Annotated in this window: 24 protein-coding genes and 2 pseudogenes; 17 read left to right on the top strand and 9 right to left on the bottom strand. The window is 70.3% G+C overall.

The annotated features are described in order from the left end of the window. Nucleotides 1–37: 37 nt before the first annotated feature. Genes MOV08_RS41930 through MOV08_RS41910 form a run of 5 tightly spaced genes read right to left on the bottom strand, consistent with a single transcriptional unit; the run spans nucleotide 38 to nucleotide 4,964 of the window. Nucleotides 38–1,480, bottom strand: coding sequence for an MFS transporter (locus MOV08_RS41930; protein ID WP_052287260.1), 1,443 nt, complete (start codon nucleotides 1,478–1,480; stop codon nucleotides 38–40). Next, the gene (locus tag MOV08_RS41925; protein WP_275311424.1) at nucleotides 1,477–2,772 is read right to left on the bottom strand and encodes an ATP-grasp domain-containing protein; all 1,296 of its coding nucleotides are present in this window, start codon (nucleotides 2,770–2,772) and stop codon (nucleotides 1,477–1,479) included. The genes MOV08_RS41930 and MOV08_RS41925 overlap by 4 nt, the downstream gene beginning before the upstream one ends. Next, on the bottom strand, nucleotides 2,769–3,551 hold the full coding sequence (locus MOV08_RS41920; protein ID WP_275311423.1) for a creatininase family protein: 783 nt from the start codon (nucleotides 3,549–3,551) through the stop codon (nucleotides 2,769–2,771). The genes MOV08_RS41925 and MOV08_RS41920 overlap by 4 nt, the downstream gene beginning before the upstream one ends. After that, nucleotides 3,548–4,447 carry a beta/alpha barrel domain-containing protein gene (locus MOV08_RS41915; protein ID WP_039639491.1) on the bottom strand — a complete coding sequence of 300 codons (900 nt, stop codon included), beginning with the start codon at nucleotides 4,445–4,447 and terminating at the stop codon, nucleotides 3,548–3,550. The genes MOV08_RS41920 and MOV08_RS41915 overlap by 4 nt, the downstream gene beginning before the upstream one ends. 1 nt (nucleotide 4,448) lies before the next feature. Continuing rightward, nucleotides 4,449–4,964 carry a TIR domain-containing protein gene (locus MOV08_RS41910; RefSeq protein ID WP_052287259.1) on the bottom strand — a complete coding sequence of 172 codons (516 nt, stop codon included), beginning with the start codon at nucleotides 4,962–4,964 and terminating at the stop codon, nucleotides 4,449–4,451. A 692-nt stretch (nucleotides 4,965–5,656) separates the two neighbouring features. On the opposite strand from MOV08_RS41910, the gene MOV08_RS41905 reads away from it, so the two are divergent. From MOV08_RS41905 to MOV08_RS41850, 12 genes and pseudogenes are all read left to right on the top strand, one after another. Continuing rightward, a complete protein-coding gene (locus MOV08_RS41905) occupies nucleotides 5,657–5,926 on the top strand; it encodes an acyl carrier protein (protein WP_039639489.1) in 270 nt (89 codons plus the stop codon). Beyond that, nucleotides 5,923–7,308: an aminotransferase class III-fold pyridoxal phosphate-dependent enzyme gene (locus tag MOV08_RS41900; RefSeq protein ID WP_275311422.1), complete on the top strand. Its 1,386-nt coding sequence runs from the start codon at nucleotides 5,923–5,925 to the stop codon at nucleotides 7,306–7,308. Before MOV08_RS41905 ends, MOV08_RS41900 begins: the two co-directional genes overlap by 4 nt. Then, nucleotides 7,305–7,853: an acyl-CoA thioesterase gene (locus MOV08_RS41895; protein WP_275311421.1), complete on the top strand. Its 549-nt coding sequence runs from the start codon at nucleotides 7,305–7,307 to the stop codon at nucleotides 7,851–7,853. The genes MOV08_RS41900 and MOV08_RS41895 overlap by 4 nt, the downstream gene beginning before the upstream one ends. Next, a complete protein-coding gene (locus tag MOV08_RS41890) occupies nucleotides 7,804–8,244 on the top strand; it encodes a 3-hydroxyacyl-ACP dehydratase FabZ family protein (protein WP_275311420.1) in 441 nt (146 codons plus the stop codon). The genes MOV08_RS41895 and MOV08_RS41890 overlap by 50 nt, the downstream gene beginning before the upstream one ends. Further along, the gene (locus MOV08_RS41885) at nucleotides 8,238–9,347 is read left to right on the top strand and encodes a beta-ketoacyl-[acyl-carrier-protein] synthase family protein (protein WP_275311419.1); all 1,110 of its coding nucleotides are present in this window, start codon (nucleotides 8,238–8,240) and stop codon (nucleotides 9,345–9,347) included. The genes MOV08_RS41890 and MOV08_RS41885 overlap by 7 nt, the downstream gene beginning before the upstream one ends. Then, the gene (locus tag MOV08_RS41880; protein ID WP_039639483.1) at nucleotides 9,344–9,862 is read left to right on the top strand and encodes a beta-ketoacyl synthase N-terminal-like domain-containing protein; all 519 of its coding nucleotides are present in this window, start codon (nucleotides 9,344–9,346) and stop codon (nucleotides 9,860–9,862) included. The genes MOV08_RS41885 and MOV08_RS41880 overlap by 4 nt, the downstream gene beginning before the upstream one ends. Continuing rightward, entirely contained in the window at nucleotides 9,859–11,217 is a 1,359-nt protein-coding gene (locus MOV08_RS41875) for a class I adenylate-forming enzyme family protein (protein WP_275311418.1), read from the top strand. The genes MOV08_RS41880 and MOV08_RS41875 overlap by 4 nt, the downstream gene beginning before the upstream one ends. Further along, complete coding sequence (locus MOV08_RS41870; RefSeq protein WP_039639480.1) at nucleotides 11,214–12,026, top strand: TIGR03619 family F420-dependent LLM class oxidoreductase; 813 nt, start codon at nucleotides 11,214–11,216, stop codon at nucleotides 12,024–12,026. Before MOV08_RS41875 ends, MOV08_RS41870 begins: the two co-directional genes overlap by 4 nt. Nucleotides 12,027–12,136: 110 nt before the next feature. Then, nucleotides 12,137–12,880, top strand: coding sequence for an SAM-dependent methyltransferase (locus MOV08_RS41865; protein WP_275311417.1), 744 nt, complete (start codon nucleotides 12,137–12,139; stop codon nucleotides 12,878–12,880). A gap of 293 nt (nucleotides 12,881–13,173) precedes the next feature. After that, the gene (locus MOV08_RS41860; RefSeq protein ID WP_275311416.1) at nucleotides 13,174–15,222 is read left to right on the top strand and encodes an alkyl/aryl-sulfatase; all 2,049 of its coding nucleotides are present in this window, start codon (nucleotides 13,174–13,176) and stop codon (nucleotides 15,220–15,222) included. Nucleotides 15,223–15,540: 318 nt separating this feature from the next. Continuing rightward, nucleotides 15,541–15,705, top strand: a complete 165-nt coding sequence (locus tag MOV08_RS41855; RefSeq protein ID WP_205360551.1) for a hypothetical protein — start codon at nucleotides 15,541–15,543, stop codon at nucleotides 15,703–15,705. A gap of 203 nt (nucleotides 15,706–15,908) precedes the next feature. After that, nucleotides 15,909–16,103, top strand: a pseudogene (locus MOV08_RS41850) (beta/gamma crystallin domain-containing protein); the annotation flags it as partial. Nucleotides 16,104–16,318: 215 nt separating this feature from the next. On the opposite strand, the gene MOV08_RS41845 reads toward MOV08_RS41850, so the two are convergent. Beyond that, on the bottom strand, nucleotides 16,319–17,866 hold the full coding sequence (locus MOV08_RS41845; RefSeq protein ID WP_275311415.1) for a carboxylesterase/lipase family protein: 1,548 nt from the start codon (nucleotides 17,864–17,866) through the stop codon (nucleotides 16,319–16,321). Between the two features lie 209 nt (nucleotides 17,867–18,075). Between MOV08_RS41845 and MOV08_RS41840 the strand changes: the two genes are divergently transcribed. From MOV08_RS41840 to MOV08_RS41820, 5 genes are all read left to right on the top strand, one after another. Then, nucleotides 18,076–18,636, top strand: a complete 561-nt coding sequence (locus tag MOV08_RS41840; protein ID WP_275311414.1) for a DinB family protein — start codon at nucleotides 18,076–18,078, stop codon at nucleotides 18,634–18,636. Between the two features lie 662 nt (nucleotides 18,637–19,298). Continuing rightward, nucleotides 19,299–20,663: an ISNCY-like element ISStsp10 family transposase gene (locus MOV08_RS41835; protein WP_275311413.1), complete on the top strand. Its 1,365-nt coding sequence runs from the start codon at nucleotides 19,299–19,301 to the stop codon at nucleotides 20,661–20,663. 316 nt (nucleotides 20,664–20,979) lie between these two features. Next, a complete protein-coding gene (locus MOV08_RS41830) occupies nucleotides 20,980–21,357 on the top strand; it encodes a contact-dependent growth inhibition system immunity protein (RefSeq protein ID WP_275311412.1) in 378 nt (125 codons plus the stop codon). A 205-nt stretch (nucleotides 21,358–21,562) separates the two neighbouring features. After that, nucleotides 21,563–21,916: a YciI family protein gene (locus tag MOV08_RS41825; protein ID WP_275311411.1), complete on the top strand. Its 354-nt coding sequence runs from the start codon at nucleotides 21,563–21,565 to the stop codon at nucleotides 21,914–21,916. Then, nucleotides 21,913–23,166 (top strand): RNA polymerase sigma factor, encoded by a 1,254-nt coding sequence (locus MOV08_RS41820; protein ID WP_275311410.1) that lies wholly within the window; start codon nucleotides 21,913–21,915, stop codon nucleotides 23,164–23,166. The genes MOV08_RS41825 and MOV08_RS41820 overlap by 4 nt, the downstream gene beginning before the upstream one ends. Before the next feature lie 53 nt (nucleotides 23,167–23,219). Here MOV08_RS41820 and MOV08_RS41815 read toward each other — a convergent pair whose 3' ends face one another. From MOV08_RS41815 to MOV08_RS41805, 3 genes and pseudogenes are all read right to left on the bottom strand, one after another. Beyond that, nucleotides 23,220–23,909 carry an SDR family NAD(P)-dependent oxidoreductase gene (locus MOV08_RS41815; protein ID WP_275311409.1) on the bottom strand — a complete coding sequence of 230 codons (690 nt, stop codon included), beginning with the start codon at nucleotides 23,907–23,909 and terminating at the stop codon, nucleotides 23,220–23,222. Beyond that, a complete protein-coding gene (locus tag MOV08_RS41810; RefSeq protein ID WP_275311408.1) occupies nucleotides 23,906–24,802 on the bottom strand; it encodes an NAD(P)H-binding protein in 897 nt (298 codons plus the stop codon). The genes MOV08_RS41815 and MOV08_RS41810 overlap by 4 nt, the downstream gene beginning before the upstream one ends. A 72-nt stretch (nucleotides 24,803–24,874) precedes the next feature. Continuing rightward, nucleotides 24,875–25,195: pseudogene (locus MOV08_RS41805) on the bottom strand (CatB-related O-acetyltransferase); the annotation flags it as partial. Nucleotides 25,196–25,215 lie beyond the last annotated feature (20 nt).

Below are 25,215 nucleotides of genomic sequence, written 5' to 3'. Positions count from 1 at the left end.
CCGGCCGGAGCACCGCGCCCCGGACGGGAACGAGCAGTTACTCGGCGGCCTCGGGCGACGTGTGGGCTGCTGGTGATTTCGGGGTGGCCAGGAAGACCGTGGCCAGGGTGAGGGCGGCGGCCAACCACGTGGTGGTGTGGAACGCCTCGGCGAAGGCCCGAGCCGTTTCCGGGGAGTCGCCTGCTTCCAGTGGGGACGTCGACACACCCGGCGGGAGCGACGATCGGTAGGCCACCGCGGTGACCGTGCCGAAGATGGCGATGCCCAGGCCGGCGCCGGCCTCATAGGAGACGGACTCGATGCCCGCCGCGGCACCCGCCTGGGAGGAGGGCGCGGTGGCCATGATCAGGTTCGAGGCGACCATCTGGACCAGTCCATGACCGAACCCGATCAGTGCCAGGCCGAGCGGGACCACCGTGCCGGAGGCGACCAGGACGTAGCCGGCCGCCGCGAGCAGCAGGCCGGCGGGCACGTCCACCCGCGGTCGTCCCAGACGGGAGAGGACCATTCCGCCCACCGGGCCCGCCACCGTCGCGGCCACCGGCATCGGGATCAGATACAGTGCGGCGCCCTCCGCCGACAGTCCCTTGACGAACTGCAGGTACTGCACCAGTTGAAGTTCGAAGCCGACCATCACCAGCACCGGCAGCACCGAGGCCACCACGCCGGCGCGCAGTCCGGGCAGGCGGAACAGGGACAGGTCCAGCATCGGGTGCGGCAGGCGCTGCTGCCGTCGCACGAACAGGACCAGTGCGGTCAGGCCCAAGGCGCCCGGCAGGGCCAACTCCAGTGCGCCGACGCCGTCGTGGGTGAAGGCGATGATGGTGTAGGCGCAGCCCAGGAACCCCACGATCGACAGGAGGGGCGAGGTGGCTTCCCAGGGTTGCCGTGCGGACTCGACCTGGTTGCGCAGCAGCAGCGCCACCGCGGGCAGGGCCAGCGCCACGATCGGCAGGTTGACCAGGAAGATCGAGCCCCACCAGAAGTGCTGGAGCAGGAAGCCGCCCACCACCGGTCCCAGCGCCGAGGCTCCGGCGGCGACCGCGCTCCACGCCCCGATGGCCACCGCGTGGTCGCGTCCGTCGCCGAAGGTCTGCCGGATGAGCGCCAGCGTGGCCGGGATGATCATCGAGGCGCCGACCGCCAGCAGTGCCCGGGCACCGATCAGGGCCAGCGGCCCCGGTGCCATCGCGCACAGTACCGAGGCCGCGCTGAAGACCACCAACCCGGCCAACAGCAGCCGCTGGTGTCCGATACGGTCGCCCAACGGACCGCTGACCAGCACCAGTCCGACCATCAGGAGCGAGTACACGTCCACTGTCCACAGCACTTCGGGCGGGGACGCGTGCAGTTCGTGGGCGAGAGTCGGGACGGTGATGGTGAGGATGGTGACGTCCACGGCCGCGGGCAGGAAGCACAACAGCACGACGGCCAGCACCAGCCAGCGCCGGGCTCCGACCACAGGCGTCGTGCTGGTCACCGGTCGAGGCCCAGGGCCGTCCTCGCTCCGACGATCAGATCGTGCAACTCGGCCAGGCTTGAGGCGTAGAACATGCAGCTCAGTCTGCCAGTTGGCAGATCCGTCAGCTCGGTGGGAACCACTCCCCGGTCGGCGTGTCGGGGCGAGGCCACCAGCCGTCCGAGCAGGCGCAGCACTTCCGGCAGATCCAGCCCGGCCGGAAGTCCGTAGAAGTCGTAGTTGCCGACCGCGTGGGTGTCGAGGTAGTCCGGGCCGATGAGGTGCGCGCCGAATTCGTGCACATGGCTCGACCCGGTGCGGCGGGCGTTGAGGTCGTGCATGTAGACGACGCCGTCGCGGGCGATCGAGTCGATGCCGAAGCGCCCGCGGTAGCCTCGCCGTTGCATCTCCTCGGCCAGCCGGAGTCCGCCCTCGGTCAGCGGGCGGTACCACCATCGGTCACGCAGTTCCCGCGCGGTGACGTTGCCGCGCAGGTGTGTGGCGCCCTCGAACAGCATGTCGGTGGTGTAGCACAGGTGGGGCGGGGCGTCGGCGGGCACCATGTACTCCACGGACGGGAAGCCGATGTCGCCGTCGAGGAACTCCTCGACCACCACCGGATCTTCGTCGTAGAACGTGCTCGCCGCCAGGCGCTCGGTGATGTCGTCGTCGCCCGGCCGGAAGATCAGCAGGCCGAGGCTCGCCTCGCCGCGGTCCGCCTTGACGATGCACGGCATGCCTGTCGTGAGCATGCCCTGCACCGCCTCGGGCACCTCGTGCTTCCCGGAGCAGTGCGTACCGGGCGGGATGCGGCAGGGCCCGTCGATCATGCCGAGGTCGGTGGCCAGGTCGCGCAGGCCGGTCTTGGTGTCCAACAGATCGCGCAGGCCCTGCTGTGGCGAGCTCTCCGGCAACTCGACCACCACGCCGTGCCGGGTGCGCAGGACCTCGACGAACCGCCACAGGTCGGTGGTGGTGGTGTGCGGGATCAGCCGGAGCCTGCGGCCCGGCCCCGCGTGCGCGACGACGGCGGCCATCAGTCCGGGGTCGGCGAGCGTGTCGGCGAACAGCGAGCCGGTGCGGCCCGCCGGGCTGAGGTTCACCACACCGTCGAGCCCCAGGAACTTCCGCTGCCAGTCCAGGTCTCCGATCGGTTCGTAGGTGATCAGCATCTTGTCCAACGGCCCCCAGAACAGGGCCTGGTCCTGTTGGGCGTAGCACTCCGACAGCAACGCGTCGACGTCGTCGGCACGGACGGCGAAGTCGTACAGCGTGTCGACGGCGTTGCACACGCAGAGGGTGGGTGTGGTCATGTCTTCTCCTCGCGCAGCAGTCCCTTGCCCTCGGACATCAGGGCGACCGCGGCCGAGACCACGTGCCGGAAGAGTTCCTCGCCCAGGGCGGCGGTGGCGTCCGAAGTGCTCGACAGGACGCCTTGGTTGGTCGTGCGGTCCACATCGACGGGGTGGAGGTAGATGCCCGGGCGGGGCGGGTCGGCGTGGTCGGGCCGTGCGGGCCGGACCAGGTCCGGACGGAGGTGGAGCATCAGGCTGGTCTCGGTGATGCCCGCGTGCTCGGCGTGCCACCCCGGGAAGAGCGGCACCCGCCCCGCCAGCCAGTCCGCGTCGACCAGGCTCCACCAGCTCAGCGCGACGAACTCCTTGCCCGCGGCGACCGGCCGTCGGCCCACCTCGTCGAGGGCCTCGAACAGGAACGGCTCGTTCTCGAAGTGGCCGTTGACGACCAGCAACCGGCGCCACGGCAGGGCGCACAAGGACTCCAGTGCGTCCTCCAGGAAGGCCAGCAGGGACCGACCGCGCACATGGACGGTGCCGGGAAAGGCCAGTCCTCCCCCGCTCTGCGGCAACGACCGCGCCGCGATGGACTGCGCCGGCAGGGTCAGGGCGTTCAGTTCGCTGGCGATCTGCCGGGCGAAGGCGTCGGCCAGGAGCGTGTCCACGGACAGCGGCAGGTGCGGGCCGTGCTGTTCGATGGACCCCACCGGCCACACCACGGTCCGCCCGGCGGTGGCCGCCAGGATCTCGGCGCTGCTCAGGTCCCATAGTTGCGCCCCGGTCGATCGGGAGGTCATGACCGCACCTGCCCGGACCGGTCCGCTCCGACGACGGGTTCGCAGCTGTGGTCGGTCTTTCCCGGTCCGGTGGCCTCGGCCACGATCCGGGTGAGCGTGAGGTTCATGTCGGTGTGCAGCGCGGTGTAGACCTGGACCGCCACCGCGCCGACCCCGAGATAGTCGTGGACGTCCCGGCCCGACTGCACGCCCCCGGAACCCATCAAGGGCAGGGAGAACCCGGCGCTGCGCAGCTTCCACAGTGAGGCCAGTACGAGCGGCTTGATGCCCGGTCCCGAGTAGCCGAACACACCGCCGAGGCGGAGGTCGCCGGTCTCCGGGTGCACGGCGGCGGCGGGCAGGGTGTCGCTGATGGTCACCGCGTCCGCGCCGGCTCGGGCGGCGGCCAGTGCCCGGGCATGCAGGCCCTCGCCGCTGGCCAGCTTCACCGAGAACGGCACCCGGGTCGCGGCGCGGACCGCCGAGGTATAGGCGTACACCCGCTCGGGAGCGTCGTCGAGACCGTCCTTCTCATTGAGGCAGGAGATGCCGAGCTCCAGTGCGCGGCAGCCGGCTGCCTCCACCCGGGTCGCCAACTCGGCCAGTTCCGCAGGGCTGTCGGCGTGCAGCGACGCGATGACCGGGAGCCGGTCCCGTGCCAGGTCGTGCAGGATGCCCACCCAGTGGTCGACGGACCGTTTGGAGTAGGTGGTGCTGTTGATCATTCCGGTGGGCAGGCGGATGATGCGCTCGTCCAGGCCCGTTGGCGGGTTGGGGTGGATGGTCTTGGTGACCACCGCGCCCGCGCCGGAATGCAGCAGTCTGCGGATGTTGCGTTCCTGGTCGGTGAGCAGACCGGAGCCGACCACGACCGGATTGGCCAGGTCCATCCCCAGCAGATGTGTCGCGGTCGCCATGTCAGACCGCCGTCCTCGTCCGGCCCAGCGCCGCGAGCACGCCGTCGACCAGCAGTGTCGGATCCGCGGCGATCTCTTCGGCGGAGAAGAACGTGGCGACGGCGACCTGGGCGAGCCCCTTGAGCAGGTGACTGGCCGACTCGGCGAAGGGTTGGTCGGTGATCCCCACGATGGGGCGGCCCAGTGCGCTGGCCCACCCCAGCTCGATGTGCGTGCCGTCCGTGCGCAGCAGGGTGCCGTCGAGCACCGGCAGTACCGGCACGAAGACATCGCACTCGCACATCCACGCGTAGTCGCGCACGGACACCTCTTCGGGGGTGAACGAGGCGGTGTCGGCGCCGAACCGCTCCGCCACGTGCGCGGACAGCACGGTGGCGCCGGCCTGCCGCGACTGGTCGATGGTCCGACTCAGGCATTCCCGAATCGGCGTCGCCATTCCGCCGGGTACCAAGGCGTGCTGGATCGGACCGCCGACAAACAGAGTGACGCCGCACAGGGCGCCCGGGGAGATACTCATGACTTTTCATGGCTCCTTCGAAAGAGTCCACCGACGGCCGTGCGATCGGGCGTAATTCGGCCACCGGAAAGAGAGGGGAATGGGCGGCGCAATCACATGATGCGCTTGCCGTGGATCACAGGGGATTCCGGGCGTGAAACCCGGTGGTGTCACCGGGCGCCCGGGTACCCGTTGCCCACCCGTCCCGCACCGCGCGTCCATCAGGTAGGCAAATAGGCAACTTAAGGCTAGTCAGGGGCGATTCATCACCACAAGCGCCATCTGAGCCAGGTGGAGATATGTGACAAATGGTGCAAAAAGTGCATACCAATCGACTCGAAACCCCGCTCAACCACCTCCGGCAGGGGCCCTCCGCGCTGGATCCACAGGCACCGGGGACAGGTCGAGGGATTCTGTTCCACAGATATGTCCACCGCCGAACGCGAGCGGCCGAAACATCGCCGAACTCATGTGCAAAGCCCTTGCCGGCGCCAGCACTCGTACGCAAATTGCGAGTAAACCCGGAGACCGCATTGACAGGCGAAGGGAGGCTCATCTAGCTTCGATAAGCATGAATGGCCGGTACCGCCTTGTCTCCGTTCGGGGCCGGCTCACCTCCGGCCCGAATGCCGCCGCGATCTCATCTTTCTTTCCCACGTTCCGGACGCCGGCCGTGGCCTTTTGGATGAACCCACCCAGAGGGGAAAATCCTGATGAACCCGTTGCAGACCATCAAACGCATTCTGCACTCCGATGTGCTGGTGGAGGTGCCCATCGACCAGATGCGGCTCAACGACAGCCTTCGCGAAAGCTACGGCATGGACTCACTCGGATTCGTGGAACTGCGCGTGCAGTGTGAGGAGGCGTTCGACATCGACATCCCCGACGAGGCCGTTGCCACCGGCCAGTTGTCCACCCTCGGCGATGTACTCGCGCTGGTCGAGCGGCTGTCGGGGGCCGTCCACCCCCCGGCCACCACGTGAGCACGGCCCCGGTCGCCCGGACCGACCGCGCCGGGGACCCCACCGGTGTGCTGTCGCGCGGCAGGGACCTGCATCTGAACCACTACGGGGCGGCACGGCTGCCGTTCGCCTGCGTGGGCGGACGCGGACTGGAGCTCGACATGGTCGACCTGAGCCCGGCGGGGCGGGGCAGACGGCTACGGCTGCTGGACGCCAGCGGCGGCTACGCCAGCGCGACCCTGGGCGGCGACCACCCCGTGGTCCGCGCGGCGCTGACCCGCAGCACCGCGGTCGGTAACGTCACCGACGAACTGGGGTCGTGGGAACGCGCGGAACTCCTCGACCGGCTCTTCGGCCCCGGCGGGCTGTGGACCGACCACTTCCCCACGGGGCGGTACCACGTCAGCGGACGCAACTCCGGCTCGGAGGGCAACGAGTTGGCATTACGGCTCGTGCTGGAGTCGCGGTTCGACGGCCGGCGACTGCGCCACCGACCGGGCAAGGTGCGGCGCGACACCATCCTGGCCTTCCAGGGTGCCTGGCACGGCTGGACCGGTGGGCTGGTGCAACTGCTCAACCGCAGGTACTACCGCGCCGGACTGCCCGCGCCGGACACCGCCGGCCCGTACGGCGTACGGGTCGCGCACATCCCGTTCGGCGACCCCGAAGCCCTGGCGGAGTACTTCGCCGCGTCTGCCGACCGGCTGCTCGCCGTAGTGGTCGAACCGATCCAGGGCGACGCGGGCATTCTGCTGCCTCCGCCCGGCTACCTGCGCGAACTCGCGCGGCGGTGCGCGCAAGAGGACGTGCTGCTCGTGGCCGACGAGGTATTGACGTTCGCCAAGACCGGTGACTGGTTCGCGATGCGCGACGCGGACGGGCCGGTGCCCACCGACATCACCGTCATCGGCAAGTTCCTCGGCATGGGCGCGGTGTCCACGTCGATGGTGATCGCCCGCAAGGATCTGGCCGTCCGCTCCTCCGGCGCCGTGACCACCTCCGATCTTCGGCCACTGAACTGTGCGGTGATCCGTGACGGCATCGAACACATCGGGTCCGAAGGGCTGCTGCGACGGTCGGCCGAGGTCGGCGTGCACCTGGCCGAGTATCTCGACGCCACCCTGGTGGGCCGCCACCCTGACGTGTTCACCGAGGTCCGCGGCACCGGGGCGATGCTCGGAGTGGAGCTGACCGCCGCGGCGGCGGACCGGATCGGCGAGCTGCGCAGGGCGCTCATCGAAGCGGGTGTGTACGCGGAGTTCATGGCGGGCGCGGGGAAACGCTCGGGCGGCCGGCGCTACGTCCACCCCACGCTGCGGATCGTGCTGCCGCTGATCGCCACCACGACACAGGCCGACGAGATCGCGGACCGGGTGGCGACGGGCGCCCGGGCGCTGCGATGAGCGCGGAGTTCCGCACCCGGATCGAGCACGTCGACACCGACGCGACCGGGATCGTGCACTTCTCCCGCTACACCTCACTGATGGAAACCGCAGGCACCGAACACCTCGAAGCGCACCACGCGGGTCTGACCGCCTTCAGCGCGGCGGGCGTCGACCTGGTGGCCGCCGACCTGCGGGTGACCTACCTCAACAGCGCCGTGTACCGCGATGTGATCGTCGCGGACACCCGAGTCGACCACGTCGGCGCGGCCTGGTTCGCGCTGGCGGTGAGGCTGCTGCGCGAGGAGGAGGACGGCGTCCGCACCCCGCTGGTGACCGGCGACCTCGTCTTCGCCGCCGTCGACCCCGACACCCGGCGCGCGGTACCCCTGCCGGCGCCGCTGCGACAGACTCTGAGAGGAATCGTCCCGGATGCCGCACACCGACCAATCGGCACCCCCTCCCGCGGCGGTCCGCGCGGCTCGGCCGCTGGGTACCTCGGCGATCGCCGCCCTGGTGCGCGGACGCCATCCGCGACTGTTCATCGACCGGGTCCTGGACCATGAGCCCGGCGTGTTCCTGCGCAGCATGTTCGCCGTCTCGGCCGAGATGAGCGCACTGTCCGGGCACCTGCCCGAGCGCGGCCTGACCCCGGGGGTGATCCTGCCCGGCAGCCACACCATGCAGGCTTTCGCCCAATCCGGCGTGCTGCTCTACCAGTTGAGCAACGCCCCGCTCGCCGACGACGAGGTGACCCTGGTCGGCACGGTCAAGTCCCGTTTCCTCGCCCCGGTCGTGCCCGGCGACCAGGTCGTGCTCGACGTACGCGCGGACCGGCTCTCCGGCCACACCTTCACCTTCTCCGCCGCGGTGACCGTCGAGGGTCGATCCGTCGCCGGGTTCCGCGGCGCGATGAGCCGGGTGACGGTCGATCCCGCGAGGGCCCGGCCGTGGTGACCCCGGTGATCACCGGGCTGGCCTGGGACACTCCCCTGGGCCGGGGCCTGGAGGCGGTGTGGGAGCGGCTGTGCGCAGGGGACTCCGGTCTGGCGCCCGTGGACTCGCCGCACCCGCTGCGCAACACCGCCGCGGCCGTCATCGAGTCGCTGCCCTATGGGACGCCTGCGGGCAAGCGGCAACGGCTGCTCGCCGGGCGGGCGCTGCGCGCCGCGTTCGCGGACGCCGGTCTGTCCACGACCGACGCCGAGGTCGGCCTGGTACTGGGCACCAGCTTCGGTGCCTCGTTGGACGAGGCGGAACCGACGCTGCACGCCTGGGCCGACGACGCGGCGGCGGGCATCGGGCACCCGGGCACGCCGGTGTGTGTCATGACCGCGTGTTCCGCGGGATCGGACGCGATCGCCATCGCGCACGCCCTGGTGCGCTCGGGCGAGCGGCGGGTGTGCGTGGCGGGCGGGGTGGACGTGGTCACCGAGGCCAAGCGGCTCGGGCATTCCGCGCTGGGCACGATGAGCCCGACCGGCATGCGGGCGTTCGACCGGGCACGCGACGGCATGCTGCTGGGCGAGGGCGCGGCGTTCGTGGTGGTCGAGCACCCCGACTCCGCCCGGGAGCGCGGCGCCCGGGTGTACGCCCGACTGCACGGGGCCGGCGCGGCCAACGACGCCGCCGGGCTCACCGCACCGGACCCGTCCGGACGCTCCGTGGTACGCGCGGTGGAACGCTGCCTGGCATCCGCGGGCCTGGCACCCGCGGACGTCGCGGTGGTCAACGCACACGGGACCGGCACCCCGCTCAACGACGAGGTCGAGGCGCGCAGCCTGCTGCAACTGTTCGGCGAGTACGGCCCGTTGACGTTCGCCACCAAGGGGGCGTTCGGGCACAGCCTGGGCGCCACCGGGGCCATCGAGGCCGTGGCGACGGTACTGGCGCTGCGGCACCGACGGGTTCCGCCGGTGGTCGGGCTCCGCGATCCGGTGGCACCGGTGCGGCTGGCCACGGAATCGGCACAACCTGTGGGCGCCGGCGCCGGATTGAGCCTGACGTTGGGGTTCGGCGGGTTCAACACGTGTCTGCTGTTCGAAGGGGTGGGGGTGTGACACACGTGCCGCCGGGCACACGGGTCCTGGGTTCGGCGACGGTGGTCGCCGAGGACCCGGCCGCGTACACGAGGAACAAACCGTCCTTCTATGCCGACCCCGCTGCCTGGCTGGTCGCCGAGACCGTGGAACAGGCGCTGTCGGGCTGTGCCGAGCTGGTGGCCGACGCCACCGACGACACCGCGGTCCTGGTCATGAGCGCGACCGGGAGCGAGCGGACGATACGCCGCATCGCCGACTCGGTACCGCGCTCCCGGGTCTCGCCGCTACGCTTCGCCGGAGCGAATCCGGGGGTACTGGCCGGGCTGCCCGCCCTGCGCCACGGGCTGCGCGGTCCGTCGCTGCTGCTGGCGGCGCACCCCGACACAGCCGCCCCCGTGGCGTTCACCGTGATCGCCAGATGGCTCGCCGACGGCCACGCCCGGCACGTCCTCCTAGTCGGCCTGCAATCCATCGCGGGAGACCGGGAGTTGTGCCACTGTCTGGTCCTGACCAGTGCCGGGGAGGGCCGGTGAACGGCTTCACCCGGTCCGCGGTGGCCGACTTCCTGACCCGGGTCCGCGCCACCGCGGCCGGCACGGACGCCGGCGCGCCGGCCGGGGTGGACGACGTGTTGGCGGACCTGGCCGGGCTGGGCCTCGCACCGGGCGACGCGGTCGTGCTCTGCCTGGCCAACGGAGTCGAACTGCTGCGTGTGCAGCTCGCGTCGTTGCTGCTGGGCCTGGTGCCGCTGGCCGTGCCTCCGAGCACGCCATGGCAGCGGGTCCGGGCACTGGCAGGGCACGTCGGGGCCGGCGTGGTGGTGACCACCCGACTGACGGGCGCGGAACCGCAGGCGCCGGTGGGCGGCGCGTGCGCCGTACCGACCGGGCACCGCGCCACTCCGTACCGTCCGGGCGAGATCCTGCTGTCCACCTCCGGCACCTCGGGGATGTTCAGCGCGTGCGTGCACCACGTGCCTTCGCTGCTGCACAACGCGCGTCTGCACGCCGAGGCCACGGGCATCACCGCGGCCGACACACTGCTGGTGAACCTGCCGCTGTACTACTCCTACGCCCTGGTGGCGCAGGCGTTCGCCGCGTACGTGACCACGGCGCGACTGGTGCTCGACGGGCCGCCGTTCTCGCCGGGCGCCTACCGCGACGCGATCACCGCGCACGGGGTCACCCACTCGTCGGTGACACCGACGATCGCCCGCCAACTGTTGGCCGACCCCGGGCCCTTGCCATCCGGCCTGCGGGCGCTGACGGTCGGCGGGGACCGGCTCGCGCCCGCGGAGGTGGCGGACCTGCTGGCCGCACGACCGTCCTCGGAGCTGTATCTGACCTACGGGCTCACCGAGGCCGGGCCGCGCGTGTCGACCCTGGCCGCGCACGCCGAGCCCGCGCACCGGTACGGCTCGGTCGGCCGGCCGCTGCCCGGGGTGCGCGCGTCGCTGCGCGAGGTGCAGGGCGACGTGGGCGAACTGGTGGTGGAATCCGACACCGTACTGCTGCGACGGGTCGGGGACCACAGCGGCAGAGTCCTGCTGGGACCGCGGACCATCGCCACCGGGGACGCCTTCTCGATCGACGAGGGCTATCTGACCTTCCACGGGCGCCTGTCGGACTTCGTGGTGCTGCGTGGCGAGAAGGTCTCGCTGAACACCGTCCGGCAGGCCGCCCACGCCATCCCGGGGGTGGTGCACTGCCTGCCCAAGGTGGTGAACGAGGGCGGCACACAGGTGCTCGACGTCCATCTGTCGGTCACCGACTCCTTGGCCGGCGGGGAGAAGGCCGTCCGCCGCCTCCTCAACTCCCAGTTGCTGCCCGCCGAACGCCCTCGTGCCGTCTTTCTCTCCGCCGCCGACCCGGAGACCTTCCGCAAATGACGCTGCGCCTCGGCTGGACCGTTCCCACCGCCCTCTCGCCCGTCGAGCTCCGCGAGTTCGCCGTGACCGCGGAACACCTCGGATACGACCACCTCTCCGTCCCGGAACACCTGGTGTCCAGCACTCCCGCCTACGAGAGCCTGACACTGGTGGCGTTCCTGGCGGCGGTCACCACCCGGATCGAACTGGCCACCGCGATGACGATCCTGCCGCACCGCCCGGTGGTGCTCGCCGCCAAGCAGGCCGCGCAGTTGGCCCACCTCAGCGGCGACCGACTGCGGCTGGGCGTCGCCATGGGGTTCGATCCCGCCGAGTCCGCCGCCCTCGGCACCGTTCCGGGAACCCGCGCGGCGCTGTTCGAGGAACAGGTCCGTGCGCTGCGCCTGCTGTGGACCCGGCCGGCAGCGGATTTCGCCGGCGAGCACGTCGCGTTCACCGGCGTCACCGTCACCCCCCGGCCGCGCCGGATACCGCTCTGGATGGGCGGCGGCACCCTGCGCACCGGAGGCAGACCGGGCGCGCTGCGCCGGATCGCCACCCTCGCCGACGGCTTCACCATGTCCGGGCTGCTCGCCAACCGCGTCAACCGCGGCGCCGCGCTCATCGCCGAGCTGCGCACCGCGGTGACCGAAGCCGGCCGTGACTGGGCCGCCTTCGGCACGGAGGCCCGTCTTCGGCCCGTCCCAGGCCGGCCGGACACCTGGCGGTCGCTCGCCCAGGCATGGCGGTCCGCCGGCGCCACCCACCTCACCGTCACCACCGACGACCTCTCCCTGCTGGCACCACTGCACGCGGCGTTGACCGGGTAGCACGGCCCGGGTACGACCGCCCGGCGCCGGTCCTCGGCCGGGCGGCGCAGGCAGCGGCGCATCGACGAAATCGAGGTGCGCGCCATCTCTGTCGCTGTCAGGCTGCGCTGATGAACCGTGAACAGATCTCGAAGATCGCGCACGCCGAGCATCCGATCAAGTCTCCGCTCGACGACGACTCGGTACACCGGCTGCTGCAACGCGGGCTCCCGAGGGGCGACGAGCGGGTGCTCGACCTCGGGTGCGGTGGAGGGGAATGGCTCCTGCGTGCCCTGGCCACACGACCGGACCTCCATGCCGAGGGCGTGGACGTGTCCGCGGACGCCCTGGCCCAGGCGGCCGCCGCGGCGCTCGACCGCGGCGTCCAGGACCGCCTGGTCCTGCACCACCAGAAGGCCGAGGACTTCGTTTCCGCCGAACCGTTCGACGTGGTCCTCAGCTTCGGGGCCACGCATGCCTTCGGGGGCCTGCTCCCCACCCTCGCGGCAGCCCGCAAGCACCTGGCTCCCGGTGGCCGTGTCCTCGTCGGTGAGGGGTTCTGGGACCGCCCGCCGTCGCCGGAGGCCGTCGAGATGCTGGGGAACTTCACCGACCTGGCGACAACTGTGGACCGTGTCGTCGCCGACGGCTGGACGCCTGTCGACGGTCACGTCAGCACCCGTCGTGAGTTGGACGACTACGAGTGGGCCTGCTGGGGTTCGCTTGCCACCTGGGCCCTGGACCACCCTGCCGATGTGGACAGCGCGCACGCGCTCGCAACGGCCACGACCCGTCGCTCCGAATGGCTGCGCGGCTACCGGGACACCTGGGGCTTCGTCTCCCTGGTCCTGCGCCCGACACCCGGCCGGGCCTGAGCCGGCCCGCTGCCTGTCCGGAACCCGCCCCACGGGCTCGCGGGCCGCAACTTGTTCAAGGTTTGAGCGGTCCGTGCTGCTGAAACGGTGTCCACCCTGGACAGGAACGTGCCTGGGCACACGTCGGCCGGAGATCCGCCGCCCCGAACGCCACGGCGGATCGGCCACATTGTCGTTTTCTGGCCGGTTCGCTCGCCTTGTAGGCGATTTGCGGCCCTGCCTAGCCTCGGCCGCGTTCTGACCCCTTACGCCTACGGCGCGCGGCGGTCCCGTGTGCCCGAGGAGGCTGTCGCATGCCCGAGTTCTCCGAGCCGATCGACGTCGACCCCACTGTTGCCGAGGCCAACCGGAGGATCGTCGAGACGATCCCACCGAACTCCGAGGACTTCGAGGATGCCCAGCGGGGTCTGCTCGCGCTGCCCTCGGTCCCCGCGATCCCGGCCCGCCGCCAGGGAGACCGGACGGTGTGGAACTTCGCGGCCTACGACTTCCTGAGCGACTCCGAGGCTCCGCCGACCGTCAACGCGAGCCTGTGGCGCCAGGGGCTGCTCACCGCCCAGGCCGGGCTCTTCCAGGTCACGTCGTACGAGCACGGCGCGATCTACCAGGTCCGCGGGTACGACCTGTCCAACATGACCATCATCGAGGGCGATTCGGGCATCGTCGTCATCGACCCGCTCGCCAGCTACGAGACCGCTCAGTGGGCGCTCAAGCTCTACCGGGACACCACCGGAAGCCAGCGGCCGATCGTCGGCATCATCTACACCCACAGTCATGTCGACCACTTCGGTGGTGCCCGCGGCCTGTTCCACGAGCGCGACGACGTGATCGACTCCGACATCCCCATCATCGCGCCCGACGGCTTCCTGGAGCACGCCGTCAGCGAGAACGTCTACGCCGGTCCGGCCATGGCCCGCCGCTCGGAGTACATGTACGCGGCCAAGCTCGACAAGGGCCCGCACGGGCAGGTCGGCGCCGGCCTCGGGCTGACCATCTCCACCGGCGAGGTCACCCTCGTCCCGCCGAACGTCAGCATCGGCGGCAGCGGCACCGCCTCCGTGCCCCGCGACCAGTGGTCCGCCAAGGACCTCATCCCCTGGCGGCCCGGCCTCCACCGACAGCTCATCGACGGCATCCGGCTGGTCTTCCAGCTCACGCCCGGTACCGAGGCCCCGGCCGAGATGAACGTCTACCTCCCGCAGGCCCGCGCCCTGTGTGCCGCGGAGAACGCCACCCACACCCTGCACAACCTCCTCACCCTGCGCGGCGCCCAGGTCCGCGACGCCCATGCCTGGTCGAAGTACCTCACCGAGACGATCCAGACCTTCGGCGAGCACACCGACGTCGAGTTCGCCTCCCACCACTGGCCCCGCTGGCGCACGGCGGACAACCCCACAAACATCGTCGATTACCTGAGCATCCAGCGGGACGTCTACGCCTACCTCAACGACCAGTCGCTGCGGCTGATCAACGCGGGCAGGACGGGGATCGAGATCGCCGAAGACCTCGAACTGCCCGAGGCCCTCACCGCCCACTGGTACGCGCGCGGCTACTACGGCTCCCTCAGCCATGACCTCAAGGCCGTCTACCAGCGGTACATGGGCTGGTTCGACGGCAACCCCGCCCATCTGTGGAACCTCCCCCCGGCCAAGGCGGGCGTGCACTACGTGGAGGCCATGGGCGGCGTCGACGCCGTCGTCGCCAAGGCACAACAGGCGTACGACCGCCACGAGTACCGCTGGGCCGTCGAGCTGCTCAACCACGTGATCTTCGGCCACCCCGCGGACAACACATCGGCCAAGGAACTCCAACAGAAGGCCCTGACCCAGCTCGGCTACGGCTCCGAGAACGGCACCTGGCGCAACTTCTTCCTCACCGGCGCCGACGAACTCGCCAACGGCATCGAACGGCCCGCCAACCAGGAGGTCGGCGACCTCGTCCTCAGCATGAGCCTGGAGCAGTACTTCTCGACCCTGGCCCGGACCGTCGACGGCCCCACGGCCGCCCGCGAACAACACGACCCGATCGTGCTCCAGTGGCTGGTCGGCGGCGCCGAGGAGGAGACCTGCACCACGACGCTGCGCAACGGCGTCCTGGTCTACGTACCCGGCAAGGACCGGTTCGCCGGAACGCCACAGACCGTGATCAAACTGTCCCGCGAGGCCCTCAACGGCCTGATGTACGGCCCCACGGGCTTCACCAACGCCTTCGACGCCGCCGTGCGCGACGGCGTCGTCCAGATCCCCGAGGGCAAGCAGGAATACGCGGACACGGTGTTCGGCTACCTGACCGCCCCCGACCCCTCCTTCCCGATCGTCGCCCCGGCCGAGTCGGATCAGTAGCCGCACCACTCCCGGCAGAGCAGAACGCCCGGGTGATTCCCCGGGCATGACGGTGCAGAGGACGACAGGACAGGCCCCGGTGCGGTCATGACCGCCGCAGTCATGACCGCTCCACCGGGACCTGTCCGCTTGCGTCACACGGGACGTCGGACCGACCGCTCAGCGCCGGCCCGGCGGGTGACCCGAACCTCTCCGCGCGCTGACACAGATCATGCCGCGTGTCGCCGATGCGGATCGTGCGCCTTCGAGCCGACGAGCCCGATCACATGAGTACTTCTACCGATGGCCTGCGGGCGCCGCGATGTGCAGGATGGCTCAGTGACTGAACACGCAGACAACCGCCCTGCCCCCGTGCAGCCCGCCCGCGACCACCGGGCCGCAGAGACCGCGATGAAGGCCGTCCTCCTCGTGGCGGCCATAGTGGGAGGGCTCCTGCTGCTCTTCGCGGCAGTCATGATCGGCCCCTACGTCCTGTCGAGTTGACCGCAACGCCTCAAGCCTCCACTCCTGCCCGGCCGTTGCCGCCGTGGCCGCTCTTCCCCCTCACCCTTGCGCCCCCGTTTCCGCCCTGCCCCGCTGATCGCGTCACCCCACGCCATAAAAGGACGACAGCCGCGTCACCCGACACTCACGTTGAACGCACCAAACACCCTAACGAGCGCCCGATTTGGAAATTCGGCAGCGGCGGCCGCGACAGCGTGGACTGCTACGCGAACCGCGGGAGGACCGACTTCGACGAGTGGTGGGTCGACAGGATCTCCACGGGCGACAACGACTTGATCTACTACGACGAGAACGGCGATTCGGTGAAAATCGAACGGTGGCACGACATCACGTTCCCGAACCGTCCGCCGAAGGTCACCGCCATCGAAATCCTGTAACGAGCTGACGAGCCGGCTGTCCGAGACGGCCATTTTCACTGATGTCCCATTCCCGGACACCGCCGATTTCCGGGCGCGCATCGGAATTTGCGCAACGTGAACGCGCCTTCCTTTCCCCGGCTCACTGATGCCGGCCACGCTCTTCGGGCATGGCCAGCATCGATGAGGGCGACCGACGCGCTCGCCTTCAGGTTCCGGACGGGAACGCAGTGGCCTCAGGCGCCGGAATCCCCACCCGCACGACGCCCGGCGGTCTGCCCAGACCGCAGCAGGTCGAACCGGACGTCGCGCCACAAGTCCCGGCGCGCGGACGCATCGTCGGCGGTCAAGTGGTCACCGGGGACGGCCCATGACTTGACCGGCGTCGCGCCGACGGTGACCGCCGGCCAGCCCGGGTCACCGGTGGCCGCGAAGTCGGCCCAGGAGCGGAGCATGCGGCGGGACAGGGCACGGTCGTGGTCGTCGGGGACACCACCGATGAGGAAGTCTGCGCCGACGGCGTCCAGGTTGCCGAAGGCGAAGGGAATGTCCGCGGTGTGCCAGGGCCTGGCCGCTCCGCGCCTGCGGGCGAAGCGGGCCAGATACGCCCGGCCGCCGGCGCTCGCGTGCTGCTCGGCGAGGCGGGTGGTGTACTCGCCGAACCGCGCGTCGCCGAAGATCGCGAGGTAGCGGTCGAGTACCGGGGCGTCCGGCATCACTGCGCGGTAACCGTCGACCAGGTGGGCCGAGAGGCGCAGGGACGCGGCGAAGTCCGCCAGTTCCGCCTCGGTGGTGACCTCCCGCACGGCTCCCACCGTGTGGAGGAACCAGTATTCCTCCAACGTGTGGCACACCAGCAGGTCCACCTCCCGCGCCGCCCCTGAGGCGAGCGCGCGCAGCGGATCCACGGGCAACACTTCGCCGTCGACGACGGGTTGGAAGATCACCGGGTCAAAGGCGTGGATCGCCGTGACGGGGTCGCTCCCGCAGTTCACAGTGGTCTTGTCGCACGCGGCCACCAGAGCCTCGGGCGGCACCGACAGCAGTCCGTCCGCCGTCGGGGCAACCCCGGCCTCCGCCGCGATCCGCCCAGTGACCGCCGCTGCGAGCTCGACTGTGAAGAAGGCACTGGGCACGCTGTGGGCGATGGCCCGCCGGAACAGGCCCCGTGTCTGGTCCATGGCCATCAGACAGGCCACCGAGCCGCCCCCGGAGGAGTGCCCGGCGACGGTGACGTTCCCGGGGTCGCCGCCGAAGGCCGCGATGTTCTCCCGGACCCAGCGCAGCGCGGCAGCCTGGTCCAGCAGCCCGCGGTTGTCGGGAAGCCCGGGTACCTGACCGAAACCCTCGAAGCCCACCCTGTAGTTGCAGCTGACGACGGCCAGTCCGGCGCGGGCCAGGGCCGCCCCGTCGAAGTCGGGCTGGGCGGAGGAACCGAAGGTGTAGGCGCCGCCGTGGATCCAGAAGAACACCGGCAGCGCGCCACCGTCCGCACGCTCAGGCACCCACACATTGACGGTGAGGATGTCCTCGTCGCCCGGGCGCCATACCGGCGCTCCGGGCAGCTCCGCCGACTGCGGGGCGATGGGGCCGAAGGCCGTGCAGTCCCGGACCCCGTCCCAGGCAGGCGCCGGTTGCGGCGCGCGGAACCGGCGGTCGCCGAACGGCGGGGCCGCGTACGGGACACCGAGCACGGCGGTGATGCCGTCGCTGTCCCTTCTGCCCCGCACACGACCGCTCGTCGTCCGAAAGATTGCTTCAACACCACATGGTCGTTCAGTCATCGCGCGCCAGTCTCGCCCATCAACAGGCTCTCGTGCGAACAGGTTTGGGCTCCATCGCCGGATGAACCGGCCCGGCCGCAACGGTCGTGCGCCTTGCCGCGCGTCGCGCTCGACCCCGGCCGGATCGACGACATCGTCCCCCGCCCCCTCGCGCACAACGTGAAGATACTCGCTGGCGAGCTCGGACCCCCACGGACGAACATGGAGCCATGAGTGACCTACCTGCACGATGGAGCCGGGCAACCGTTTACCCCGACATGTGGGTTGACCCGGACGACGACCCCCGCAACAGTGAAGGGGTCAGTCCGGACGGCGAGCTTGCCACGCTGAAGGACTTCCTGACGAACTACCGCATCACCTTGCGGATGAAGTGCGAAGGTCTGGATGCGGAGCAGCTGTCCCGCCGATCGGTTCCGCCGTCGTCGATGTCGCTGCTCGGCCTGCTCCGGCACCTCGCCGAGACGGAACGGGACTGGCGTAACTGGATCAGCGATGCTGAACCACTACCGAAGCTGTATGACGAGCACGACGGGGACTTCGACGGGGCTGTCGCCGAGCAGACGGAGGTCGACGCCGCGTACGCCGCACTGGCCCGCGAGCAGGCTGCGACCGATGCCGCACTGGCCGAGCATCCGGATCTGAGTGAGCGCCTGGGGAAGGACGGCATCGCGGTTCGGGAACTGTTGGTGCACCGGATCGAGGAGTACGCCCGTCACTGCGGGCACGCCGACCTGTTGCGCGAGCGCATCGACGGACGGGTTGGGCAGTGACACTGCAGGGAGTTTCCGGGTTTCCCTCCGAGGAACACGCGCGTGGACGACGGTTTGGACATCGATGCCGATAGCCGGCTAGCGCGTCATGAGCGCAAGCGCCGACTGGGCCGCCTCGATGACCCCGTTCCACGTAGGAGATCCGAGGAAGGCACTGTCGGGGCTCTCGGCGGCCGCAACCGTGGCTCGTCGTGACCACGCTGCCGCCACGGCCATTGCCGCGGAGTGGCTCATGAAACGGAGCAGCCGCGGATAATCAATTGCGCGGGAAGCAACCGCTACACTCGACCCACCGAAGAGCCAGGGAACACTAAATCGTCTCTGCAAGCATGGGAATTCCCCATGACGCGCAATCCCTTGCTGGGCATTCGCATACTCCCCGGAGGTCCCGTGCGTAGTCGTCGCATCCTTCAACTCGTCGCAGTTCCGCTGTTGACCGTCCTGTTCTCGTTGGGGGCAGCTTCTGCCGCATCTGCCGACGCCGGCACCAACCAGGACACGGGAGACGAAACAAACCTCGGGGCCCTCGTCGGTCTCCGCATCTAACTACTTGCCCCTGAAGAAGTCTGGATCGGCGTTGGGTTGACCTCTGGGGAGAGCTGGTGAGAGCGGCTCCTTGGCCGCGACAGTGGAGGCGGGGCGTTGTGGCTGGGGGTGGGGCGATGTTGCGTGTCGCGGGAGTGCAGGATCCCTGGTGGGAGGTGCTGCCGGAGCAAGCTCGTCAGATGCCCTCCGAGTTGGCCGGGATCGATGCGTATCTGGACGACGAGCGATTCATCGCCCCGTGGCGCGCGGTGTTCGCCGAGCGGCTGGGGCGGCCGTCGATCCCGGTCGAGACACTGCTGCGGCTGCTGTACCTCAAGCACCGCTACCAGCTCGGGTACGAGACGCTGTGCCGTGAGGTCGCGGACTCGTTGAGCTGGCGGCGGTTCTGTCGGATCCCGCTGACGTCCCCGGTGCCACACCCGACCACGTTGATCAAGCTGGTGCGCCGCAGCGGAGTCCAGACCGCGGAGCAGCTCAACGCCGCGTTGCTGGGCAAGCTGGCGGAGGACAAGCTGCTGCGATGCCGCAAGCTGCGCATCGACACCACGGTGATCGAAGCCGATATCGACCATCCCACGGACGCCGATCTGCTGGAGCACGGGGTACGTAAGCTGGGTCGGCTGGTGCGTCGGATCGCGGCTGCGGGTGCGGCCAGGCGCACGTCCTTCCGGGATCGCAGCCGGTCTGCGGGGCGCCGGCTGAAGGAGATCTCGCGCACGCTACGGCGGCGCACCGGTCAGGCGCTGGGCGAGATCGACCGACTCACCGGTGAGATCGCCGCTGTCGCTCGCGCAACCCTGCGGGACGTGGTTGTGGTGGAGCGGAACGCTCTGCGTGCGCTGGGCAAACGGCCTTCGGGACGGCTGGCGCATCTGGTGGGTGAGCTGGCCGAGGCTGCGGCGGGCACCCGTCGGCTCTTGGAGCAGACCGCTTTGCGGCTGGTGGGCATCCGCACGATTCCCGACCGGTTGGTCTCGTTGGCCGACCCTGATGCCCGGCCGATCCGCAAGGGCAAGCCCCAGCACCCCACCCAGTTCGGCTACACGGCACTGGTGGCCGAGGACGAACGTGGCTTCGTCGTCGACCACAAGGTCCAGCGCGGGAACCCACCCGACGCACCGCAGTTGGTGCCGTCGGTGGAGCGCGTCACCACGCTGACCGGCCGCCCACCGGGCACGGTCGTCGCCGACCGAGGCTTTGGCTTCGCGGCCAACGACCAGGCCCTGGCCGAACTCGGCGTCCAGCGGATCGGCCTCCAACGCGCTGGAAGACCCGGCAAGGCACGGCGTGAGTACGAACGAAGTCGCCCGTTCCGGCGTATGCGCAACTGGAGAGTCGGTATCGAGGCCCGCATCAGCCATCTCAAACGCGGCTTCGGCTTCCGCCGCACCCGCCTCCGCCGCCTGACCGGCGCCCAGACCTGGGCCGGACTGGGAGTCTTCGCCTACAACCTCCAGCGGATGACCACCCTCAGCCGGTGAGGCAGGGGCCAATGGGTAGCCGTCGGACTGGTGCCCTCCAACAGCTCCGACCCCCTCACCAGCCCAAACCCTTTTTCAGGGGCAAGTAACTAGCCGTTTCACCATGACGTGTGAAGATGGCGATACTCGTCAAAGTCGAATCCACAGTCGACGAACGGCCAGCCCGGAGCATCTGTACCGGTGAATGCGCACCCTGCCGCGCCACTCAACTTCCCTCATCACAGCCCGACTTGGCAGTGAATGGGAATTCGATTCTGTTGTCATCTTGGTGGGGGATAATCGGTAGATGACTGGATCGAAACACGGGTCTCTTTCGTTGGAGGAGATCGAGGGCGACCGCTGGCCGGACCCGCCCGCCGGCGCCACTCGGCTCACTGCCGCGGTGCATGCTGTGCGGCGCAGACCGGTCAGCGCGCTCGGCCCCGAGGACCTCCGGTTGCTGATCCGGCAGAACATCGGCCTGCCCCACCTGCTGCCCCGCGCCGTCGACGTGCTCCGTGCCGATCCGCTGGTCGAAGGCGACCTGTACGAAGGCGACCTGCTCTCGACCGTCCTGACCAGAGACCGGGCAGCGTGGGCCGGGGCACCGCAGGCCGCTCGTGCGCTTCGTCTGATCGTCGCCGCCATGGACGACGTCCCGCCATGCCTCCAGGGCGAAGTCGATGACTTTCTCGCGCTGTCCGCCAGGCTCTGAGCGAGGAGCGAGGGGTGCGGAGCGAGGGGTGCGGAGTGCGGAGCAGCGCCAGCAGTACTCGACGGTATTCGGCGGCATGCGGTGGTACTCCCGGTGGTCGAAGATCCACGACAGGATCCCCACGAGATTTTCCGGTCGGCCTGTCGATTCTCCGTCCGGCCGTTCGTCATCCCTGCGCAACCATCCGATGCACGAGGAGCACACCGTGAAGTACCTGTTGCTGATCAACACCCTGTCACCCGACTCCACCGAGGAGCGGCCGGCCGAGGGACCGACCGTGGAGGATTTCATGGCGTTCGACAAGGCGGTCTCCGACGCCGGCGTCAAGCTGGACGGCAACGCCCTGGACATCTCGACCGCGACCACCGTGCACGTCCGCGTGAACGGTGAGCGCGTGGTGACGGACGGGCCGTTCGCCGAGACCCGGGAGATCGTCGGCGGCTACTACCTGATCGATGTTCCCGATCTCGACGCGGCGCTCGACTGGGCGGCCCGGTGCCCGGGGGCCCGGTTCGGCACCGTCGAGGTCCGCACGGTCTGGGAGCCGGTCCAGCCGTGAACGAGCAGCGAGCGGCCCGCTCCGTGGAGGCGGTGTTCCGCGAAGACCGGGGCCGGCTGCTCGCTCTCCTCGCCGCCCGGTTCGGAGATCTCGACCTGGCCGAGGAGACCGCCTCCGAGGCGATCGAGGCCGCGCTGCAGCGGTGGCCGGTCGACGGGGTACCGGACAAGCCACTGGCCTGGCTGCTCACCACGGCACGCCGCAAGGCCATCGACCGGATCCGGCGCGACCGCGCATACGCGGAGCGGCTGGCGATACTGCAGGTGGAGAGCGACCGGGCGGCCCCCGTGGTCCCCGCTGAGGCCGGCTTCGACGACATCCCCGACGAGCGGCTGCAGCTCTTCTTCACCTGCTGTCACCCGGCGCTCTCCGCGGAGGCGCAGACCGCGCTGACGTTGCGGTTCCTGGCGGGCCTGACCACGCCCGAGGTCGCCCGGGCGTTTCTGGTGCCCACCGCGACGATGGCCCAGCGCATCGTGCGCGCGAAACGCAAGATCCGCAGTGCGCGCATCCCGTTCCGCGTCCCGGGGCCGGACGAGCTGCCCGCGCGGCTGCCCGGCGTGCTCCGGGTCGTCTACCTCGTCTTCACCGAGGGGTACGCGGCCAGCTCCGGCACCGACCTGCTGCGCCCCGACCTGGCCGACGAGGCCATCCGGCTCGCCCGGATCCTGCACCGGCTGCTCCCCCGGGAACGCGAGGTGACCGGTCTGCTCGCGCTGCTCCTGCTTACCGACGCCCGGCGCGCGGCCAGGATCGACGCGGCCGGGGGCCAGGTGCTGCTCGAAGACCAGGACCGCGCCCTGTGGGACGTCGACCGTATCGCCGAGGGGCAGCGGCTCGTCGTGCCGGCCCTGACCGGCCCCGGCGTCGGACCGTACGCGGTGCAGGCGGCGATCGCGGCGCTGCACGACGAGGCGACGGCCTTCGAGACGACCGACTGGCCGCAGATCGTCGCGCTCTACGACGTGCTGCTGCAGATCGAGCCGTCGCCGCTCGTCGCCCTGAACCGGGCCGTGGCCCTGGCCATGCGCGACGGCCCCGAGGCGGGCCTCGTCGTCCTGGACGAGCTCACCGGGGCCGACGAGCTGCGCGGCTACCACCTGCTTCCCGCAACACGGGCCGACCTGTTGCGGAGACTGGGCCGCAGGACGGAGGCAGCCGCCGCCTACCGGGCCGCCCTCGACCTCGTCGGCAACGAACCGGAGCGCGCCACGCTCGCCCGCAGACTCCGGGAGCTCACCGATCCGTGACCGGCCCGTGCGGTGGTGGTCGCCGCCCGACCGGCGGGCGGCTGCAGCGGCTGCTACCAGGGCACGGGCTGGCCCTGGTGGTTGAGGAACTTCAGGCCCGGTTCGCCACGGTGGCGGTCGATCGTGTCCGCGACGCCCGGGATGGACTGGTCGATGGTCAACGGCGCCTGGGGGCCGCCGAGTTCGGTGCGGACATGGCCGGGGCACATGAGCAGCAGTGTGTGTGCGGCGTCGGCGTACCGGACGGCGTAGCTGCGCATCAGTTGGTTCAGGGCGGACTTGCTGGCGCGGTAGACGTCCTGACCGCCCCTGGTGTTCAGGTTGAGGCTGCCTTGGCGCGAGGACATCACGCCGATGGTCCCGGTCGGCGCGACCAGCGAGCGGAAGGACTCGACCACGCGCATCGGGCTGAGCGCATTGGTGACCATGACCTCGACGAACATCTCCGTCGGGACCTCGCCGACGGGGATGTCGCCCCGCGCGATGCCGGCGTTGACGAACAGCAGGTCGAGGGTGCGGTCCGCGAGGCGTTCGCGCAGCGCGGCGATCTGCTCCGGCTCCGTCATGTCCAGCGTCTCGACGGTGACGCGACCGTCGGACGCGTCGGCCAGGTCGTGGAGGCCGGTGCGCTGATCGCCCCGGACGGTCCCGATGACGTCCCAACCGCGGCGTGCGTACTCGGTGGCCAGGCCGAGCCCGAGGGTCCGGGAGGCCCCGACGACGAGGGCGGTCCCGGCGCTCATGCCTGCACCGCCGGCTTGAGGACCTGCTCGCACCACTCGCGGAAGGTCGTCGGGCTCGCGGTCTGCGGGGTGCGCGGCACCCCGTCGTCGAGGCCGTCGTCCTTGGCCCGCATCATGTCGAGGTAGCCCTGTGCGATTGCGTCCTCCATGCCGCGTCCGGCGAGTGCGGTGCGGAACGCGTCGAGCGTCTGCCGTTCGTAGCGGATGGGGCGGCCGAGCACGTCGGACATGGTGCGCGCCAGGTCGTTGGGCGAGAGGTCCTCGGGGCCCAGCACCGGGACCTCGCCCGTCCCGGTCCACGAGCGGTCGAGCAGCAGGCCGGCCGCGGCCGCGGCGATGTCGCGGGTGGCGGCCCTCGGTGCCTTGCGGTCGGCGGCGACGGTCTCGGTGAACACGCCGTGGTCGCGGATCGAGGCCACCTGCCACAGCAGGTTGTCGAAGAACGTCGGGTTGGCGAGCGCCCGGTAGGCCACGCCGGTGCCGGCGATGAGGTCGTCCATGGCCAGCGACGCGGTCACGTGCCCGGCGCGGCCGGCGAAGGGGGTGCCGCGGCCGAGCGCCGAGACGCCTACGACGTGGCCGACTCCGTGGGTGGTGAACGCCTTCGCGGCGGCGCGGGTGAACCCGGAGTACATGGCTTCCAGGCTCGGTGCCTGTGTGCCCGAAGGAACCAGCCAGAAGACGGCGTCCGCGCCGGCGAAGGCCCGGTCGACGACCTCGGGGTCGTCGTGCGAGCCGGTGACGACGTCGACGTGGGCGCGGACCGCGTCGAGGAGCTTCCCGGGGTCGCGCACGATGACGCGCAGTTCTTCGCCGCGCGTACGGGTCTCGGTGAGGAGGAGCTCCAGGAGCCGGCCGCCGATCTGGCCGGTCGGAGTGGTGATGACGATCATGCATCGAGTCTCGGGGCGGTCGTCCGTCGCGTCCAATACCCTTCCTGACGATTGATACCTGGTTCACATGACTCAAAGGGGCTTCCCCAATCCGTCCTCGATGGCGATGCGTTCGATGTCGGCCGGGGTTCCGGCCATGATGGTGCGGACGTGTTCGGCGACCAGGTCGGCGGGCCAGTCCCACCACGCGGCGCGCAGCAGCCGCTCGATGTCGGCGTCGGCGAAGCGCTGCCGGATCGGTCGAGCCGGGTTGCCGCCGACGATCGCGTAGGGCGGAACGTCGGTGGTGACCATGGCGCCGGCGGCGATGATGGCGCCGTCGCCGATCCGCACGCCGGGCATGTCGGTCGCCCGGTAGCCGAACCAGACGTCGTTGCCGACGACCGTGTCGCCGCGGCTGGGCATGGCGGTGA

The organism is Streptomyces yunnanensis (genome assembly GCF_029011865.1).
Classification (GTDB): domain Bacteria; phylum Actinomycetota; class Actinomycetes; order Streptomycetales; family Streptomycetaceae; genus Streptomyces; species Streptomyces yunnanensis.
This window is presented reverse-complemented; position numbering and strand designations above follow the sequence as displayed.

What these genes read in the sequence shown, in the direction of transcription:
- MOV08_RS41925 (WP_275311424.1), bottom strand. Translation starts at nt 2,772, where the DNA reads ATGACCACACCCACCCTCTGCGTGTGCAACGCCGTCGACACGCTGTAC.
- MOV08_RS41920 (WP_275311423.1), bottom strand. Translation starts at nt 3,551, where the DNA reads ATGACCTCCCGATCGACCGGGGCGCAACTATGGGACCTGAGCAGCGCC.
- MOV08_RS41915 (WP_039639491.1), bottom strand. Translation starts at nt 4,447, where the DNA reads ATGGCGACCGCGACACATCTGCTGGGGATGGACCTGGCCAATCCGGTC.
- MOV08_RS41910 (WP_052287259.1), bottom strand. Translation starts at nt 4,964, where the DNA reads ATGAGTATCTCCCCGGGCGCCCTGTGCGGCGTCACTCTGTTTGTCGGC.
- MOV08_RS41905 (WP_039639489.1), top strand. Translation starts at nt 5,657, where the DNA reads ATGAACCCGTTGCAGACCATCAAACGCATTCTGCACTCCGATGTGCTG.
- MOV08_RS41895 (WP_275311421.1), top strand. Translation starts at nt 7,305, where the DNA reads ATGAGCGCGGAGTTCCGCACCCGGATCGAGCACGTCGACACCGACGCG.
- MOV08_RS41870 (WP_039639480.1), top strand. Translation starts at nt 11,214, where the DNA reads ATGACGCTGCGCCTCGGCTGGACCGTTCCCACCGCCCTCTCGCCCGTC.
- MOV08_RS41865 (WP_275311417.1), top strand. Translation starts at nt 12,137, where the DNA reads ATGAACCGTGAACAGATCTCGAAGATCGCGCACGCCGAGCATCCGATC.
- MOV08_RS41860 (WP_275311416.1), top strand. Translation starts at nt 13,174, where the DNA reads ATGCCCGAGTTCTCCGAGCCGATCGACGTCGACCCCACTGTTGCCGAG.
- MOV08_RS41845 (WP_275311415.1), bottom strand. Translation starts at nt 17,866, where the DNA reads ATGACTGAACGACCATGTGGTGTTGAAGCAATCTTTCGGACGACGAGC.
- MOV08_RS41840 (WP_275311414.1), top strand. Translation starts at nt 18,076, where the DNA reads ATGAGTGACCTACCTGCACGATGGAGCCGGGCAACCGTTTACCCCGAC.
- MOV08_RS41835 (WP_275311413.1), top strand. Translation starts at nt 19,299, where the DNA reads ATGTTGCGTGTCGCGGGAGTGCAGGATCCCTGGTGGGAGGTGCTGCCG.
- MOV08_RS41815 (WP_275311409.1), bottom strand. Translation starts at nt 23,909, where the DNA reads ATGAGCGCCGGGACCGCCCTCGTCGTCGGGGCCTCCCGGACCCTCGGG.
- MOV08_RS41810 (WP_275311408.1), bottom strand. Translation starts at nt 24,802, where the DNA reads ATGATCGTCATCACCACTCCGACCGGCCAGATCGGCGGCCGGCTCCTG.